At 55.8% G+C, this 15,054-nt stretch carries 15 protein-coding genes and 1 riboswitch; of the genes, 4 read left to right on the top strand and 11 right to left on the bottom strand.

What is annotated here, in order from left to right; translation table 11 throughout:
- Positions 1-4: 4 nt before the first annotated feature.
- Positions 5-859, bottom strand: a complete 855-nt coding sequence (locus ACWI0H_RS18990; RefSeq protein WP_485874233.1) for a sirohydrochlorin chelatase — start codon at positions 857-859, stop codon at positions 5-7.
- 130 nt (positions 860-989) lie between these two features.
- Between ACWI0H_RS18990 and ACWI0H_RS18995 the strand changes: the two genes are divergently transcribed.
- Positions 990-1,562, top strand: coding sequence for a gamma-glutamylcyclotransferase (locus tag ACWI0H_RS18995; protein WP_339884471.1), 573 nt, complete (start codon positions 990-992; stop codon positions 1,560-1,562).
- A gap of 2 nt (positions 1,563-1,564) precedes the next feature.
- Here ACWI0H_RS18995 and ACWI0H_RS19000 read toward each other — a convergent pair whose 3' ends face one another.
- Together ACWI0H_RS19000 and ACWI0H_RS19005 are read right to left on the bottom strand one after the other, a co-directional pair.
- Positions 1,565-2,092, bottom strand: a complete 528-nt coding sequence (locus ACWI0H_RS19000; protein WP_101145515.1) for an HPP family protein — start codon at positions 2,090-2,092, stop codon at positions 1,565-1,567.
- 122 nt (positions 2,093-2,214) lie between these two features.
- On the bottom strand, positions 2,215-2,508 hold the full coding sequence (locus ACWI0H_RS19005; protein ID WP_485876270.1) for a hypothetical protein: 294 nt from the start codon (positions 2,506-2,508) through the stop codon (positions 2,215-2,217).
- A 200-nt stretch (positions 2,509-2,708) separates the two neighbouring features.
- Between ACWI0H_RS19005 and ACWI0H_RS19010 the strand changes: the two genes are divergently transcribed.
- Positions 2,709-4,379 carry an isovaleryl-CoA dehydrogenase gene (locus tag ACWI0H_RS19010; protein ID WP_485874234.1) on the top strand — a complete coding sequence of 557 codons (1,671 nt, stop codon included), beginning with the start codon at positions 2,709-2,711 and terminating at the stop codon, positions 4,377-4,379.
- 102 nt (positions 4,380-4,481) lie between these two features.
- A riboswitch (glycine riboswitch) is annotated at positions 4,482-4,583 on the top strand.
- Between the two features lie 161 nt (positions 4,584-4,744).
- Positions 4,745-6,010, top strand: coding sequence for a D-amino acid dehydrogenase (locus ACWI0H_RS19015; RefSeq protein WP_485874235.1), 1,266 nt, complete (start codon positions 4,745-4,747; stop codon positions 6,008-6,010).
- 41 nt (positions 6,011-6,051) lie between these two features.
- Here ACWI0H_RS19015 and ACWI0H_RS19020 read toward each other — a convergent pair whose 3' ends face one another.
- Complete coding sequence (locus tag ACWI0H_RS19020) at positions 6,052-6,399, bottom strand: aminotransferase class III-fold pyridoxal phosphate-dependent enzyme (RefSeq protein WP_485874236.1); 348 nt, start codon at positions 6,397-6,399, stop codon at positions 6,052-6,054.
- A gap of 210 nt (positions 6,400-6,609) precedes the next feature.
- Here ACWI0H_RS19020 and ACWI0H_RS19025 point away from each other — a divergent pair, with 210 nt between their 5' ends.
- Positions 6,610-7,371 carry an SDR family NAD(P)-dependent oxidoreductase gene (locus ACWI0H_RS19025; RefSeq protein ID WP_008959273.1) on the top strand — a complete coding sequence of 254 codons (762 nt, stop codon included), beginning with the start codon at positions 6,610-6,612 and terminating at the stop codon, positions 7,369-7,371.
- Here ACWI0H_RS19025 and ACWI0H_RS19030 read toward each other — a convergent pair.
- The 7 genes from ACWI0H_RS19030 to denD all read right to left on the bottom strand — a co-directional run bounded on the left by ACWI0H_RS19030 (position 7,368) and on the right by denD (position 14,992).
- On the bottom strand, positions 7,368-8,306 hold the full coding sequence (locus tag ACWI0H_RS19030) for a GGDEF domain-containing protein (RefSeq protein ID WP_336273998.1): 939 nt from the start codon (positions 8,304-8,306) through the stop codon (positions 7,368-7,370). The genes ACWI0H_RS19025 and ACWI0H_RS19030 overlap by 4 nt on opposite strands.
- A 285-nt stretch (positions 8,307-8,591) precedes the next feature.
- On the bottom strand, positions 8,592-9,467 hold the full coding sequence (locus tag ACWI0H_RS19035) for an NAD(P)-dependent oxidoreductase (RefSeq protein WP_336273997.1): 876 nt from the start codon (positions 9,465-9,467) through the stop codon (positions 8,592-8,594).
- A 30-nt stretch (positions 9,468-9,497) separates the two neighbouring features.
- On the bottom strand, positions 9,498-10,958 hold the full coding sequence (locus ACWI0H_RS19040) for an aldehyde dehydrogenase family protein (RefSeq protein WP_485874237.1): 1,461 nt from the start codon (positions 10,956-10,958) through the stop codon (positions 9,498-9,500).
- A 50-nt stretch (positions 10,959-11,008) separates the two neighbouring features.
- Positions 11,009-12,286, bottom strand: coding sequence for a TRAP transporter large permease (locus tag ACWI0H_RS19045; RefSeq protein WP_485874238.1), 1,278 nt, complete (start codon positions 12,284-12,286; stop codon positions 11,009-11,011).
- Positions 12,283-12,846 (bottom strand): TRAP transporter small permease, encoded by a 564-nt coding sequence (locus tag ACWI0H_RS19050; protein WP_485874239.1) that lies wholly within the window; start codon positions 12,844-12,846, stop codon positions 12,283-12,285. The genes ACWI0H_RS19045 and ACWI0H_RS19050 overlap by 4 nt, the downstream gene beginning before the upstream one ends.
- A 65-nt stretch (positions 12,847-12,911) precedes the next feature.
- Positions 12,912-13,925, bottom strand: a complete 1,014-nt coding sequence (locus tag ACWI0H_RS19055) for a TRAP transporter substrate-binding protein (protein WP_485874240.1) — start codon at positions 13,923-13,925, stop codon at positions 12,912-12,914.
- A 104-nt stretch (positions 13,926-14,029) separates the two neighbouring features.
- Positions 14,030-14,992 (bottom strand): D-erythronate dehydrogenase, encoded by a 963-nt coding sequence (gene denD / locus ACWI0H_RS19060; RefSeq protein WP_485874241.1) that lies wholly within the window; start codon positions 14,990-14,992, stop codon positions 14,030-14,032.
- Positions 14,993-15,054: the final 62 nt, after the last annotated feature.

The following is a 15,054-nucleotide window of genomic DNA, read 5'->3' on the forward strand; positions in this document are numbered from 1 at the left end:
GCATTCAATTGATTGCCGGGATATCGAGCAGAAAGCGTTCACCATCAAGCGCTTGGCGCAATCGAGTAGCAAGAATATCGACAATATCTGGATGTTCGCCCACCAGCTTGGTCGTAGTAACGGAAAGCTCTGGATGCTGCTGTTCAGCCGCCGCGCATATTTCAGCGATATCGCCTCCCTCTCCCGCATGGCGACCCGGCGAAAGAAACAGCATCGCCAGGATGACCGGGCCTGCATTGAACTCGGGTGACAACAGCAAGTTTTCCAGCAGCGGCTCGTTAAAGCGGTACTCATCACCCTCGCGGCGTTCCATAGAAGCAGCAGCAACACACGCTACGTCATCGGCTAACAGCACACTAAGCTGCCCCGCTAAGCGGTTACGCACGGCGGTGACGTCAGGAATCGGGCTGCCGTGATCGACCAGTGCCACATGGGGCTTAGTACCTAGCCGAAGCTTCTCGCGCACGTTATCTGCCAGTAAATGGGCTAGGCGCAGGTCGTTATCCCCCAATTCATCCACCAAGGGCTGGGCCACACGCACCTTCACGTGGGGAAAGCGCTCTTGCAGCGTGGCCATGCGCTCGGGCAGGTAGCCGGTCAGTGCTTTGCTGGGACCAAAAAAGAACGGCAGGATCAATATCTCTGTCGCCCCTTGTTCGGCACTGCGTTCAGCGGCGGGGCCAAGCGTGGTGGCGGGAACGCCATCAACCTCTTCCACGGGAATCTTGTTGGAGTGCAGTAGTGAGGCCGCCTGTACGGTTTCACCCATAAGCTCACTAAGCGACGCCGCCACGCGACGTAAATTAAGCATTGCCTGCGCTCGTAGCGAGCCGTTATCGACCAAAAAAATCGCGCGCATGGCAGCCTCCTATTGTGGCCTTGGCGATCAAGTAGGTGATCAACCATGACATGTTAAGATGGTGGTTTTACACCGTCGTTGCCCACCATGTTACTTGAAAAATGTGACTTAAAAACGTTGCCTGATACCGATGCTTGATACCACTACGCTTAACCAGCAAAGAAATTTCTTCGATGGCCATGCCGAGATTTGGCTATTTGGCTATGGTTCACTGATCTGGAAGGCGGACTTTGCCTATTTAGAGCGCCGCCCGGCGTTTATCACCGGCTGGGAACGGCGATTTTGGCAAGGCTCCCATGACCATCGCGGTACGCTTGAATCACCGGGACGGGTTGCCACCTTGATTCCCGCTGAGGGAGCGGTGTGCCATGGCATGGCCTACCGGATTACCCCGGAGGTGCTGGCACCGCTGGATATTCGAGAGAAAAACGGCTACCTACGAGAGAAAGTGCCGCTGACGTTTACCGATGTCAGCAGCGACACACCTGAACAGAGCGAAGGGCTTATTTATCTCGCCAGCGAAGATAACCCGGCCTTTTTGGGCGACGCGCCGCTTGATGAAATCGCCCAGCAAATTGCCAACGCCCATGGGCCCAGCGGCCCCAACCGCGACTACTTAGTCAACCTCGCCAAGGCGCTACGGGAGCTAGGCGCCAAAGACGCTCATATCTTTGCCCTGGAACAGCAGTTGAGCCGCTTTTAACATTACCAGTAGCGTGGATAGCGACGATGCCGGGCAAGGTTATTGACCAAGATAGCAATGATCAGCATCACTACACTCCCTGCGCCAATCGGTAACAGCGGGTACCACCAACCCAACTGATGAACGCTAGCCCCGCCGCCTACTGCAATCAGTGCAGCCGCGGCTCCCGGTGGGTGAACCGTGTGGGTTATTTGCATAACAAGTATCGACAGCGATACAGCCAGAGACATCGAGAGCGGTGTCGCCCCCAGCAGTTGGTAGCAAGCGACGCCGATACCCGCTGATAGCACGCTACCAAACAGCACATGGCTTGGCTGAGCAAAGGGGCTTTCCGGTGCCGCATAGATAAGAACGGATGTCGCCCCGAAGGAGCCTACGATCAGCAGCTGTTGCGAGAGCCAAGCCGAGCTTAACCAGCAGATAACCGCCATACCGCTAAAGGCGCCAACCCATGACCACACCGCATCCTGCCAACCCACTCGGGTGCGCTTAATGGGCTGCCCTCGCATCTTGCCTAGATAAGTTTTCATTGCACTCGCTTTGCACAAAATGAGTGCAGATGATGGCAAAATGCACCAAATAAGCAAATGACAATCCATCATGCCTTGGATGAAGCTGACTCAAGAAGACAGATTAGGCGGAAACGGCTTCTCTACATCATTAACCACGAAAGAATGAACAGTCCTAATAAGGTACGAAATACCCCCCCAATCAGCGAACCACGCAGGAATGCTCGCAAGCCGCCCCACAGGATCAGCAACCCCACTACGAGCACGGCAATGCTAAAAAACGAATCGTTGATCCCCAGCGAGCGGGTCAGGCCATCAATAAAATCGCCGAAAGCGCCAAAAAAGTTGGTAAAGATACCCAACAGAAACTCCACCACCACGCGGATGGCTTCACCGATAGTTTCGCCTATTCCGTCAAAAAAACCGTTTGCCTGCATTGCATTTGGCTGCATCGATAGTACCCAAAGCTGAGAAGGATAAGCCGCATTGTCGGTTAAATACGCTGACTGAGCAAAGCAGAACAAATCCCGCTTCTTTTTACGCTAAATTTTTAGCGCCTTCCTCACCAAGCAACTACTATAAAAGACATAAAACGATCGTTTAAATAAATATAATTATCTGACACTAGGTTCTCACCATGACGCACCACTATCCACTTGCCGACAAACTCCAAGCCAATACCCATCAGGTGGAAAACCAGCCACCAACGCTTGAAAACTACAACAGCTACACCGCTGACCGCGCACTTCAAGAGGGCGTTAAACGCGAAGGTGGTACTAACAATAGCGCTCTCAAGACGTTTGGGCAGTGGGCGGGCTCCACCGAGGCCATTGCCCTGGGCTTTGACGCCAATCGTTACGCACCTCAGTTGGTCACCCATGACCGGCAAGGGCATCGAGTTGATCTGATTGAGTTTCACCCTGCCTACCATCAGCTGATGCAAACAGCGGTAGAGCACGGCTTGCATGCTAGCCCCTGGCGAAACCCTCAGCCCGGTGCGCATGTCAATCGAGCTGCCAACTACTTTTTACAGGCTCAGGTAGAGGCAGGCCATGGCTGCCCCATCACCATGACGTTTGCTGCCCTGCCAGCTTTGCGCCACCAGCCCAGCTTGCTTGAGAGCTGGGGAGACAAAATCACCGCGCCCCATTACGACCCGCGCAACGTGCCTTATTTTGAGAAACGGGGCGTCACCATCGGCATGGCGATGACCGAAAAGCAGGGCGGGTCCGATGTACGACAGAACACCACTCGCGCCTACCCGATTGGCCAAGGCGGGCCGGGTGAGGCTTACGAGCTGGTGGGGCATAAGTGGTTTGTCTCGGCGCCGATGTGCGATGCTTTCCTGGTACTCGCTCAGGCGCCCGGTGGTTTGAGCTGTTTTCTACTGCCACGCTGGCGGCCTGATGGCAGCAAGAATCCGCTGCATATTCAGCAGTTGAAGCGCAAAATGGGCAACGTGGCGAACGCCTCCAGCGAGACGGAACTGCGCGGTGCCTTTGCCTGGATGGTGGGCGATGAAGGCCGTGGCGTGCGTACGATCATTGAGATGGTCGCCATGACCCGCTACGACTGTATGATTGGCTCAGCTGCCGGAATGCGTCAAGCCACCGCCCAGGCGATTCACCACGCCTCTCATCGGTATGCCTTTGGGGCGCGCCTAAGCGAACAGCCGCTGATGCAGAACGTACTCGCTGACTTGGCCATTGAGAGTGAAGCCGCCACCACCTTAATGCTACGCATGGCCCGGGCCATGGATCATCAAGACGATGAGCATGAGCGGCTGCTTTCGCGAATCGCTACCCCTGTGGGCAAGTACTGGATCTGCAAGCGCACACCCCACCACGCTTATGAGGCAATGGAGGTGATTGGCGGTAGCGGCGTTATGGAAACTCACATAATGGCGCGCCTGTTTCGCGAGTCGCCCATCAACGCCATCTGGGAAGGCAGCGGGAATGTGCAGTGTTTGGATATCCTGCGCGCAATTGAAAAGCAGCCCGAAGTGCTCGACGCCTACTTCGCCGAGCTTGCCAAAGCGCAAGGTGCCAATGGGCATCTTGACCGCTTTATCCACCAATTACAGCGGCAGATGCAGGATACCCAAGCGCTCCAGTACCGCGCCCGCCAGTTGGCGGACGGCATGGCCCTGGCGTTACAGGGTGCCCTGCTGGTCCAACACGCCCCCGCTTATGTGGCCGATGCGTTCTGCGCTGGTCGGCTTACCGACCGCAGTGGCCTCAATTCAGGCACGTTGCCCACCGGGCTGGATTGCGCGGCAATCATCGAGCGTGCCCGGCCCGTGGAATAAAACCCTTGGAATGAGCCCCGTGGAATAAGCGTTCACGACCATGGTCGACTTCCATGCTAAAACTGATCGCGTTAGAACTTATGCTGTAAAACAATAAGCAGCAACGTGATAGCGGGAGAGCTTGGTACATCAAACTATGATGACGCCAGCGCCGAAGGAGCAACAGCCCCGGAAACTCTCAGGCAACCGGACCGCTATCACCATCACTTTCCGAAGAGCGGCTGATGACTGCGTCACTCAGCCCACCGAAGGAGCAAGCGCGCCCAACGGGCACGTGAATCTCTCAGGTTCCATGACGGAAGGGGTACGCCAACAGCTACGCCGTTAGGTGGTATTCCCGACGCTCATACAATCTGGAGAGACTCATGCAACGCATTGCCGTTATCGGTGGCGGTATCACCGGCATTACCAGCGCCTACGCCCTGGCCAAACGTGGCTATCATGTCACCGTCTTTGAAAAGCATCGTTACGCCGCCATGGAGACCTCGTTCGCCAACGGCGGTCAGCTCTCGGCTTCGAATGCCGAAGTGTGGAACCACTGGCCCACTGTGATCAAGGGCATGCGCTGGATGCTCAAAAACGATGCCCCGCTGCTGGTCAACCCTCGCCCGAGCTGGCACAAGCTCAGCTGGTTTGGCGAATTTATCGCCTCGATTCCCCGCTACTCTGAGAACACTACCGAGACCGCGCGACTGGCGATTGCGGCACGCGAGCATCTGTTTCAGTGGGCGCAGGAAGAGCAAATCGATTTTGATTTAAAGCAGAAAGGTATTCTGCATATTTACCGCGATAAAGCGGGCTACGACCACGCCGCCAAAGTCTCACAACTGCTCAGCAAAGGCGGCCTGGAACGTCGCGCGGTAAGCCCTGATGAGATGCGCACCATCGAGCCCACCCTGGCGGGCAACTACCACGGTGGTTTCTTTACTGAAAGCGACGCCACCGGGGATATCCATAAGTTTACCCACGGCCTGGCGCAAGCCGCCGAGCGCCGCGGCGTAACGCTTAAATACGGCCACAGCGTGCAGGATCTCGGCGCGGACGAACAGCACGCCTGGGTCACTGCCGCCATTGAAGGCGAGGCTGACGGTGAACCGGTGCGTGAAACGTTCGATAGCGTGGTGGTATGTGCAGGAGTGGGCAGCCGCGCCCTGGCCGCCAAGCTGGGAGACCGGGTCAATATCTACCCGGTTAAAGGCTACTCGATCACCGTGCAGCTCGATGACGCCGCCTCTCAGCAGGCCGCGCCCACCGTGAGCCTACTCGATGATGAAACCAAGCTGGTGACCAGCCGCCTTGGCGATGACCGCTTTCGTATTGCCGGTACCGCCGAATTCAACGGTTTCAATCGCGATATCCGCGACAACCGTATCCGCCCATTGATCCGCTGGGTGGAAGAGTGCTTCCCCGGCGTCAGCACCCGCCGCGTAGTGCCCTGGGCAGGCCTACGCCCGATGCTTCCCAACATGCTGCCTAAGGTCGGCCCCGGCAAATTACCCACCGTGTTCTACAACACCGGCCACGGCCACCTGGGCTGGACGCTCTCTGCGATTACCGCCGATATGCTGGCGGATGCGGTGCAAGCGGCGGAAGAAGCATCGGCACCAGCGAGAGCATCACACTCAGTGTGACGTGCTGGCATAAATCAGGAGGGGCATTCCCTCCTTTTTAATTAAACGGCGGGTACTTTGGCAATAATGCGCTTGGCTGCCTCACCGCGGGCAAGGTTGGCATGGGCGGGGGCAATGGTACACAGGCTGGCAGCCTGGGCTTGAATCGCGCTCACCACTTTTGTGTGTTGGTGACCGATATTGGTATTCACTAATTGACTACTAAAATCCAAATACGACTGTCCTGCATAATCCCATACCCGGCAACCTTGAGCGCCCGCGATAACCATTGGGTCTAAACTGCCTTGCTGTGCCCAGGAGTGGAACACATACTGACGGTCCAGGCTGTGTACATAGCGGTTATCCGCATCCTGTTGGGTTGGGTAAGAAGCGGCAAGATTGGCATTCATAACAAGCACCCTGTTTAATCCATAAGGAAATAGCGTGCTTGCCAGCCTAGTGAGTTCGACCCATTAAGCTGTAGGGCCAATCATCACGTACCCAGGGGACAGATGCGATGTCACACCGGCTATTGCCAACTGGCTCTAGAGGCTTGAGCCAGTGTTGCTTACAGTGAACACTGTTGTTTTAAATGTGTTTATAAACATGGAGATATTATAATGCCTAGCGTACTTATCACAGGAGCTACTTCAGGGTTTGGTAAAGCGGCAGCACAGCGCTTCGCCAAAGCAGGCTGGTCGTTGATCCTCACCGGTCGCCGCCAGGAACGCTTAGATGCACTGGAAAAAGAGCTAAGCCAGCAGGTTCCAGTACTTACACTGGCACTGGATGTCCGCGACAGCGACGCTGTGACTGACACTATTAGCAACCTGCCGGAAAGCTTTCTGCCGCTGACGTGCCTAATTAACAATGCAGGGTTAGCGTTAGCGCCGGAGCCAGCGCAAAAAGTCGCGCTGCAGGATTGGCACACCATGATCGATACCAACATCACCGGGTTGGTCAACGTCACCCACGCGGCATTGCCGCTACTGCTCAAAAACAGCGAAGGTGCGAGCATTCTTAATTTAGGCTCAGTTGCAGGCCAGTGGCCGTATCCGGGCGGGCATGTGTATGGGGCGTCAAAAGCGTTTGTTCAGCAGTTTAGTTATAACCTGCGCTGCGACCTGCTAGGAACAGGTGTCCGCGTGACCGATCTTGCCCCCGGCATGGCAGAAACCGAGTTTACGCTGGTAAGAACCAAGGGCAATCAGGCCGCGTCAGACGCGCTTTATAAAGGAACAACGCCTCTTCAAGCGGAAGATATTGCCGAGCAGCTTTTCTATCTAGCGACACTGCCCGCCCATATCAATATTAATCGGTTGGAAATCATGCCGGTGCGGCAAGCGTGGTCAGCATTTGCCATTGACCGTGACCCGGCTTAAGCCTGCTTCGCTGAAGACAACAAGCCGCCTGTTGATACCCGATCACGCCCTTTATTTTTAGCGAGATAAAGGGCGTTATCGACTCGCTTCATGACGCTTTTAACCGACTCTTGCGAATGAACCTCTACCACCCCAAAGCTTGCCGTGACGCTGCTTTGAAGCGGAAAAGCGGTATGTTTGATCGCGCCTCGGATTTTGTCGGCAAGCCGTACAGCCTGTTCAAGCGAGGTTTCAGGGGCTAAAAGCATAAACTCCTCACCGCCCCAGCGCGCGCAGCAGTCTGCTTTACGCAAATTACGCTTCAGCAGATCGGCAAGCTCCATTAGCACTTGGTCACCGACATCGTGCCCATAGCTATCGTTGATATCTTTAAAGTAATCAAGATCAAGCATGATTAAGGAGAGAGGGCGTGAGTAGCGGTGCTGTCGGTTGAACTCATTTTTAAGCACCATATCGAACTGCGATCGATTAACCAATCCAGTCAGCATATCGGTCGTTGCTAACCGCTCAAGCTGAGCCTCTTTTTCCATCTGCTCAGTAACATCGCGCTGCGTTAATACCAGCGTAAACTGCCCATTATGGCATGTCCCCATCGCCGTAATGCGCCACTCAACATGACGGCGTTTGCCATCATGATGGCGGGATACTTCGCGACCACTGATGCCTTCAAAAACACCGTGGGCACTGTCTTTTAGCGGGTGTAGTGCTTCATGCAGCTGTGCGAAAATCTGGCGGTTAGCGGCTTCCTGCTGCACAACCACGGGGGGAGCGCCCAACCACGCTTCGCGGCTGCCACCCCATAAACGCTGGTAGTCAGTATTGACATCGACGATGCGAACCCCTGGCGAGCCTTCCTGAACGCTCAGGATCGCCACCGCATGACCAGCCCGTTCGCCGTCTGCATCCGATCCTGGATGCGAATAGTGCTGATACATTCTATTTACTCATCCCTGTGAAATAGTCGTGCGGTCATATGGCTGAACATAGCAGCCATATTGTTAGGCATCAGCACCATTGCCATATCTATGCGGGTACTCACCTCTGCCACCGCGAGATTTCACGCCATATTTAACACCAAAGTTACTCTAATGATATTATTCATTACAATTCATTAACATAACGTAGGCTATGTCTCTCCAAAAAACAAATACCGATAGGGTCTTTTGTTCAGAACATGCTTTTCAGCAATGGCTGCGTCGAAGCAGGCATTCACCGCCAGCCTAGCGCCGCTGCTCCAATACGCCGATCACTTCAGGCACCGCCAGCGAACTATCGTCGATTGATGTATAAAGCGCATGAACGGCACCTGCAACACCGCGCTCTACCCCCAGTTCATTGGTCATGGTGTGGTAGTAACCGAGATCCTTGCTGGCGTTGGCGACCGTAAATTTGAAGCCGGAGGGGTCATTGTCAGCGATGTAGGGGCGCAACCGTTCCAGCACAACACCCCCGCCACCACCTGCGCCAAGTACTTCAAGCAAAGCAGTGTCACTGATGCCCGCTTTACGTGAAGCGGCCGTGGCCTCTGCTAATACCGCCGAAAACCCAAGCGAAACAAAATTGTGCAGCAACTTGAGGGTATGCCCCGCGCCTACATCCCCCGCGTGGGCAATATTTTCGGCAAACCCTTGCAGCAGAGGCAGTGTTTCATCGAACAGTGCCTTGGGCGCACCGACAATCAAGTTGAGCCGCCCTTCTGCGGCTTCTTTCGGCGTGCGCGTCATGGCCGCATCCATAAAGCGGCCGCCCGCGTCAGTCACTCTGGCAGCCACTTTTTCGGTTGAACTGGGCAAGGCGGTGGAGCAATCCACCACGACACAGCCGGGCTTTAATCCATCCAAAACACCGTTGGGCTCAAACAACACCGCTTCTACTTGGGGTGAGCCGGTGACGCAAAGAATCACCACATCAGACTGCTGAGCCACTTCCTGCCCTGTATTCAGCGCGGTGGCACCGGCTGCCAATAAGTCATCCACAGGCTGGTTGCCTGGATGATTAAGAAAACTGACCTGATGGCCTGCGCGTATTAGACTGCTGGCGATCCCATGGCCCATCAAGCCAACGCCGACGATGCCTACCTGGCGAGTTGTTGTCATTATGATGACTCCTTTTACTTGGTTACTGTCCTAGCCGTGTTTGATAGCGACGGTTTTGATTCGGGTATAGCTCCGCAAGCCTTCAAAGCCCTTTTCACGACCATGCCCTGAACGCCCAACGCCACCAAAAGGTAGTTCAACACCACCGGCGGCGCCGTAGTTATTGATGAACACTTGGCCACTGCGAATACCTTTCGCCAAGCGTAGCTGACGTCCGCCGTCACGCGTCCAGATACCGGCACACAGGCCAAAATCGGTGGCATTAGCGAGTGCTAGCGCTTCGGCTTCGTCCTCAAACACCTGCACCACCAGTACCGGGCCAAACAGCTCTTCGCGCAGTACTTCATGCCCATCAGGAATATCGGTCAGCAGTTGAGGGAGTACAAAGTGACCACCACCCGGTGCGCTCGGCGCTAGCTCGCCTATGGCCGCAACGCGAATGCCATCGGCTTTGGCCGCCGCCAACCGTTCTTCCAGTTTGGCTTTTTGGCGCGCATTGATCAGCGGCCCACAGTCGGCGTCGGCTTCACCCGCATCACAGCGCAAAGCAGCAAAGCGCTCACACAGATTGGCAACCACGCTATCGGCGATTTCACGCTGCACCAGCAGGCGGCTACCCGCTGAACAGGTCTGACCAGCATTTTGGATAATCCCGCGCACCACGGCAGGCAGCGCTTCCTCTAAATCCGCATCGGCAAACACTAGCTGAGGCGATTTCCCCCCTAGCTCCAACGTGACCGGCACATGGTGCTGGGCGGCCGCTTGGGCGACATGGGTACCGGTCTCCGGTGATCCGGTGAAAGAGAGATGATCAATTTGGGGATGGGAGGCAAGCGCTGCACCTGCTTCATAGCCAAAACCTGGCACAACATTGAGTGCTCCCGCCGGAAGCCCATGACTTACCGCCAGTTCTGCCAAGCGCAGCACGCTCAAGCAGGCATCTTCGGCGGGCTTAAGCACCACGCAGTTACCTGCCGCCAGCGCGGCTGCCACACAGCGTCCGAATATCTGAGAAGGATAATTCCAGGGAATAATTTGCGCACATACGCCGTAAGGCTCGCGCAGTGTCATGACCGCGAAGTCGGTCTCAAAGGGAATGGTTTCACCGTGAAGCTTGTCCGCCGCACCGCCATAAAAGCGGAAGTAGCGAGCACAGGCGGATATATCCCCTTTGGCTTGCGTCATCGGCTTACCGGTATCGGCACACTCGAGCTGTGCTAGCTGTTCATGATGCGCCTCGATCACATCGGCAAAACGCAGCAGCCACTCACTGCGCTGCCGGGCAGGCCAGCGAGCCCACTCGCCTAACTGGCCAGAAAAAGCCTGACGCGCTGCCTGAACGGCGGCATCGACCTCTTCCGCTTGGCTACGCGCAATACGCGCTAAAGGCTCCCCCGTGGCGGGGGCTTCTACCTGAAGCGTAGCGGCGGTCGTTACCCACTCTCCACCAATCAGCGCCTGCTGTGGCGGTAAGGTCATTGAATGTGACATTAAAGACTCCTTTTATTGTCGTTGTTTCGCTCACTTTAAATAACGACTGACTAACCATAGAAGATGTTCACCAACCCCATGGAAATCCACGGCATATAAGTAATTGCCATGAGGCAGGCCAGCACCACCAGCACAAAGCGCACCAGCCAGGGCAGCATCTGATCGATCGATATTTTGGCGACTGCACAGGCAGCAAACAGGTTCACGCCCAACGGCGGGGTGATCATGCCCAGAGCCAGATTAACCACCATGACCAGGCCAAAATGAACCGGATGAATGCCAAACTGAATAGCGATCGGCGTCAAGATCGGCGCCAGTACCAAAATAGCGGCAGAGGTTTCGATAAACATACCGACGACTAACAGCAGCGCATTGACCACCAGCAGAAACAGCAGCGGGTCGTTGATGGTGTTGGTGACTAGGGTGGCAATTTGCGCAGGCAGCCCCGTTCGGCTTAGGAGAAAGCTGAAGAGCGAGGCCGCAGCAATAATTAACATAACGGCGGCTGTAGAAATAACGCTCTGGCGCATAATCGGCCACATGTCATCAAGCTTCAGCTCACGGTAGTAAAAACCGCCGACGATCAGGGCAAAAAATACCGCCACAGCGGAAGCTTCAGTAGGGGTAAATACCCCACCGTAGATACCGCCGATAACGACCACTGGCATCAGCATGGCCACCCAGGCACGCTTCACCGAGACTATAAAACCGGTGCTGTCTTTATAGTCGTCTTTGCCGTAGCCCCGTATCTTGCAGAATAGATACAGGAAGATAATCAGCGCGCTGCCGATCAATATGCCGGGGCCAATACCGGCGAGGAACAGCTGGCCAATGGACGTATCGGTACTCACGCCATACAGAATTAGCGGAATCGACGGGGGTATAAGCACGCCCAGCTCAGCGGATGACGCCTGAATGGAGGCAGCCAAGGGCTTAGGGTAGCCATGTTTTACCATCGCCGGAATCAAGATGGCGCCAATCGCAAAGGTAGTTGCCACGCTGGAACCGGACACCGCTGCAAACATCATGCAGGTCAACACGCAGGACATCGCTAGCCCGCCCTGCACGCGCCCAACGATGGATTTGGCCAAGTCGACTAACCGTTGAGATATCCCCCCCGCCGCCATCAAGTTACCGGCAAGAATAAAAAACGGGATCGCCATAAGCGGGAATTTATCGATGCCGATAAACATCTGCTGCGGTACTAATAGCAGCGGCAAGCGGGTAAAAAACTCAATGCCAATAATGGATGCCAGAATAATAGAAACGGCAATCGGCACCCCGAAGGTAAATAGAATGATCAGCGACAGGCCAATAACCATATTCATGGCTGCACCTCCCGCTCAGGCCGCGGCGCACCCTGGGATGTTTCAGCCTCCGGCACGATCTCGCTATTTTCAGGGCCTACCTTTTCCCGACCAGCAAGCTGTGCGAGCAGTCTCGCCACCACGGCGACAATGGCAAAGCAGGAGCCCGTCGGAATCGCCGCATACGCCCACGCCATCGAAATATTCATTCCCGACATGGTTTGATTGCTCACCCGCATGGTCATTTGGATGCCGTAATGGATCAACACACCAAGCACCAGTAAGCAGCACACCACAATGGCGACTTCCAGTAGTGTCAAAAAGCGCGCGGGCACTACCTTATAAACCACCTCCACCGCCATCATATAGCCACCCCGAAACGTGGCAGCCGCCGCCAGGAAGACACACCAGATCATCGCCGCACGGGAGGCCACTTCCGTCCAGGTCGAGGGCGCATTGAAGACAAACCGGGTGAGCACCTGATAAAAACTGAGTGTCACCGAGATCGCCAGCATCGCCACGGCAAGCAGCATAGCGAGCCGGGTTAACTGGTGCTCAAAACGAAGAAAGACCGCTAGCATAAGAGTTCACCATGCTAAAGCGGCCTCCGGGGTACCGGAGGCCGAGGTGGGGAAGCCAGGGTTACTTAACAACCGCTGGCTGCTTCCTGAACGCGCTCAAGCATTTCAGTGCCGTATTCCGAGGTGAAAATCTCGTAGGCGGGCTGTACTGCTTCCTGGAAGGGGGCGATGTCGATATCGGTTTTTACCGTCATGCCATTCTCTTCCAGTAGTGCTACCCCTTCACGCTCTAAGCGCGAAACTTCTTCCCGGGTTGCCTGAGCAGAGGCTGCAGCTGCCTCCATAAACCAACCGCGCTCCTCATCACTCAAACCGTCCAGCAGAATGGGCGATCCCAGCACGATGGCCGGTGAGTAGACGTGCCCGGTGAGCGAGAGGTAGTCCTGCACTTCCCAGAAGTTGGTGGCGACAATGACGGTAATCGGGTTTTCCTGACCATCGACAGTGCCTTGCTGTAGCGCGGTGAAGAGCTCAGGGAACGCCATCGGTGTTGGGCGGGCGCCCATCTGACGGAACGCTTCCTGGTGTACAGCATTTTCCATGGTGCGTACGCGCAGCCCTTCGGCATCCGCGGGCGTGGCGATCTCGCGCTGGCTATTGGTTAGGTGGCGAAAACCATTTTCAGACCACGCCAAACCCACCAAGTCGTGCTCGCCCATTTTTTCCAACAGCTCATCGCCCAGTTCACTATCCAATACGCAGCGAGCCTGGTCGTAGTTTTCAAATAGGAACGGCAGATCGAGCACATAGCTTTCCGGTACGAAGTTACCCAATGGGCCAGTGGAAGTAATCACCACATCGACCGTGCCAATCTGCAGACCTTCGATCATCTCCCGCTCGCCGCCCAGCGACCCAGAGGTATGCTCGGTGACCGTGAACTCGCCATCGGATAATCGCTCCAGCGTCTCTTTAAACGCATCGGCACCTACCGAGTAGTGCGAGGTCGAGGAGAGTGTATGGCCCAGGTTCACTTCCGTTGCGGCGTGGGCCTGAAGTGCCATACCTGCTGTGGCGATACCGCTAATCGCGGCCACCAGAACATGGCGCTTGAGCGTTGGTGTCATGTGTTGCTTCGTCATTGTCGTGCCCTCTTTATATTGTTGTGAGGGTGGTCGTTGGGGCAACTTACCCGCCTACGGGTGTCGCCCAGGCAGTTTCCTACCGCTGACGGCAGGGCAGAAACTCACTTCGATTCAGTTATGAACGCATCGATGATCTGCTTGAAGTTGTCATCGCCGACAAAGCCAAGCTGCTTGGCTTTCGTGGTTTCAAACCGGGCGGGCCAGCTCGCCACAATGGCTTCAATGCGTGGGTCGGGTTCATGGCGTACCAGTGAAAGCGCTTTTTCTCCCGCGACGTCACCCAACGCTTTCAGCATTTGGGCAACCGTGACGGTGATGCCCGGCAGCATAAAGGCTCTAAAAGGCGCCAGCGCCTCACTTGGCACCTCAGCACCATGAATCAGCGCATCCACCACCTTGCCTGGCGACATCACAAACATCGGCAGTTCAACGGGCACCGGGCAAACCGCCTCTTCGCCCTTGAGCGGCTCACGCAGAATGCTGGAAGCAAAGCTAGAGGCCGCGGCGTTCGGTCGGCCAGGACGAATCACAATGGTCGGCAGGCGCAGCACTAGGCCGTCGATAAGCCCACGGCGGCTGTAATCGTTGATGAGCAGCTCACACATGGCTTTTTGGGCGCCGTAGGAGTTTTGCGGATGGAGGGCCGTCATATCATCCAACACTTCCGGCAGCTCACCACCGTAGGCCGCCACGGAGCTGGCCATAATCAAGCGAGCATCGGTCAGTGACTGCTCCCGGCAGCCTTCCAACAGCGCCCGCGTGGCATCGAAATTAACCCGCATACCGAGTTCCAAATCGGCTTCTGCGGCAGAGCTCACTACCGCCGCCAAGTGATAAATAACATCAGGGCGTTGCTCCAGTACACTATCCAGTGCGCCGGACTCGGTAATATCCAGCGCCCTTGATGCCACGGCGACGCTTCCCGCATCAGGCAACGGTGCTTCTATCTGATCAATCAGTGTTAGCCGGGTAATCGGCTGCTGGCGAAGCTCACCTCTAGCCAGCAGCTGTTGCACTAACCGCTGGCCTAGAAAGCCTGCCGCACCGGTAATGGCGATATGCATCGTTTTGCTCCTATGCACTGTTGTTATTGTTTGTGTTTTTCTCGTTTGTTATTTGGCCTGGC

The sequence above is a fragment of the Halomonas sp. NYA30 genome, from assembly GCF_976980765.1.

Bases quoted from the DNA above. Each gene is read 5' to 3' on its own strand.
- ACWI0H_RS18990 (WP_485874233.1), bottom strand. From the start codon at position 859: ATGCGCGCGATTTTTTTGGTCGATAACGGCTCGCTACGAGCGCAGGCA.
- ACWI0H_RS18995 (WP_339884471.1), top strand. From the start codon at position 990: ATGCTTGATACCACTACGCTTAACCAGCAAAGAAATTTCTTCGATGGC.
- ACWI0H_RS19000 (WP_101145515.1), bottom strand. From the start codon at position 2,092: ATGAAAACTTATCTAGGCAAGATGCGAGGGCAGCCCATTAAGCGCACC.
- ACWI0H_RS19005 (WP_485876270.1), bottom strand. From the start codon at position 2,508: ATGCAGGCAAACGGTTTTTTTGACGGAATAGGCGAAACTATCGGTGAA.
- ACWI0H_RS19010 (WP_485874234.1), top strand. From the start codon at position 2,709: ATGACGCACCACTATCCACTTGCCGACAAACTCCAAGCCAATACCCAT.
- ACWI0H_RS19015 (WP_485874235.1), top strand. From the start codon at position 4,745: ATGCAACGCATTGCCGTTATCGGTGGCGGTATCACCGGCATTACCAGC.
- ACWI0H_RS19020 (WP_485874236.1), bottom strand. From the start codon at position 6,399: ATGAATGCCAATCTTGCCGCTTCTTACCCAACCCAACAGGATGCGGAT.
- ACWI0H_RS19025 (WP_008959273.1), top strand. From the start codon at position 6,610: ATGCCTAGCGTACTTATCACAGGAGCTACTTCAGGGTTTGGTAAAGCG.
- ACWI0H_RS19030 (WP_336273998.1), bottom strand. From the start codon at position 8,306: ATGTATCAGCACTATTCGCATCCAGGATCGGATGCAGACGGCGAACGG.
- ACWI0H_RS19035 (WP_336273997.1), bottom strand. From the start codon at position 9,467: ATGACAACAACTCGCCAGGTAGGCATCGTCGGCGTTGGCTTGATGGGC.
- ACWI0H_RS19040 (WP_485874237.1), bottom strand. From the start codon at position 10,958: ATGTCACATTCAATGACCTTACCGCCACAGCAGGCGCTGATTGGTGGA.
- ACWI0H_RS19045 (WP_485874238.1), bottom strand. From the start codon at position 12,286: ATGAATATGGTTATTGGCCTGTCGCTGATCATTCTATTTACCTTCGGG.
- ACWI0H_RS19050 (WP_485874239.1), bottom strand. From the start codon at position 12,846: ATGCTAGCGGTCTTTCTTCGTTTTGAGCACCAGTTAACCCGGCTCGCT.
- ACWI0H_RS19055 (WP_485874240.1), bottom strand. From the start codon at position 13,925: ATGACGAAGCAACACATGACACCAACGCTCAAGCGCCATGTTCTGGTG.
- denD (WP_485874241.1), bottom strand. From the start codon at position 14,992: ATGCATATCGCCATTACCGGTGCGGCAGGCTTTCTAGGCCAGCGGTTA.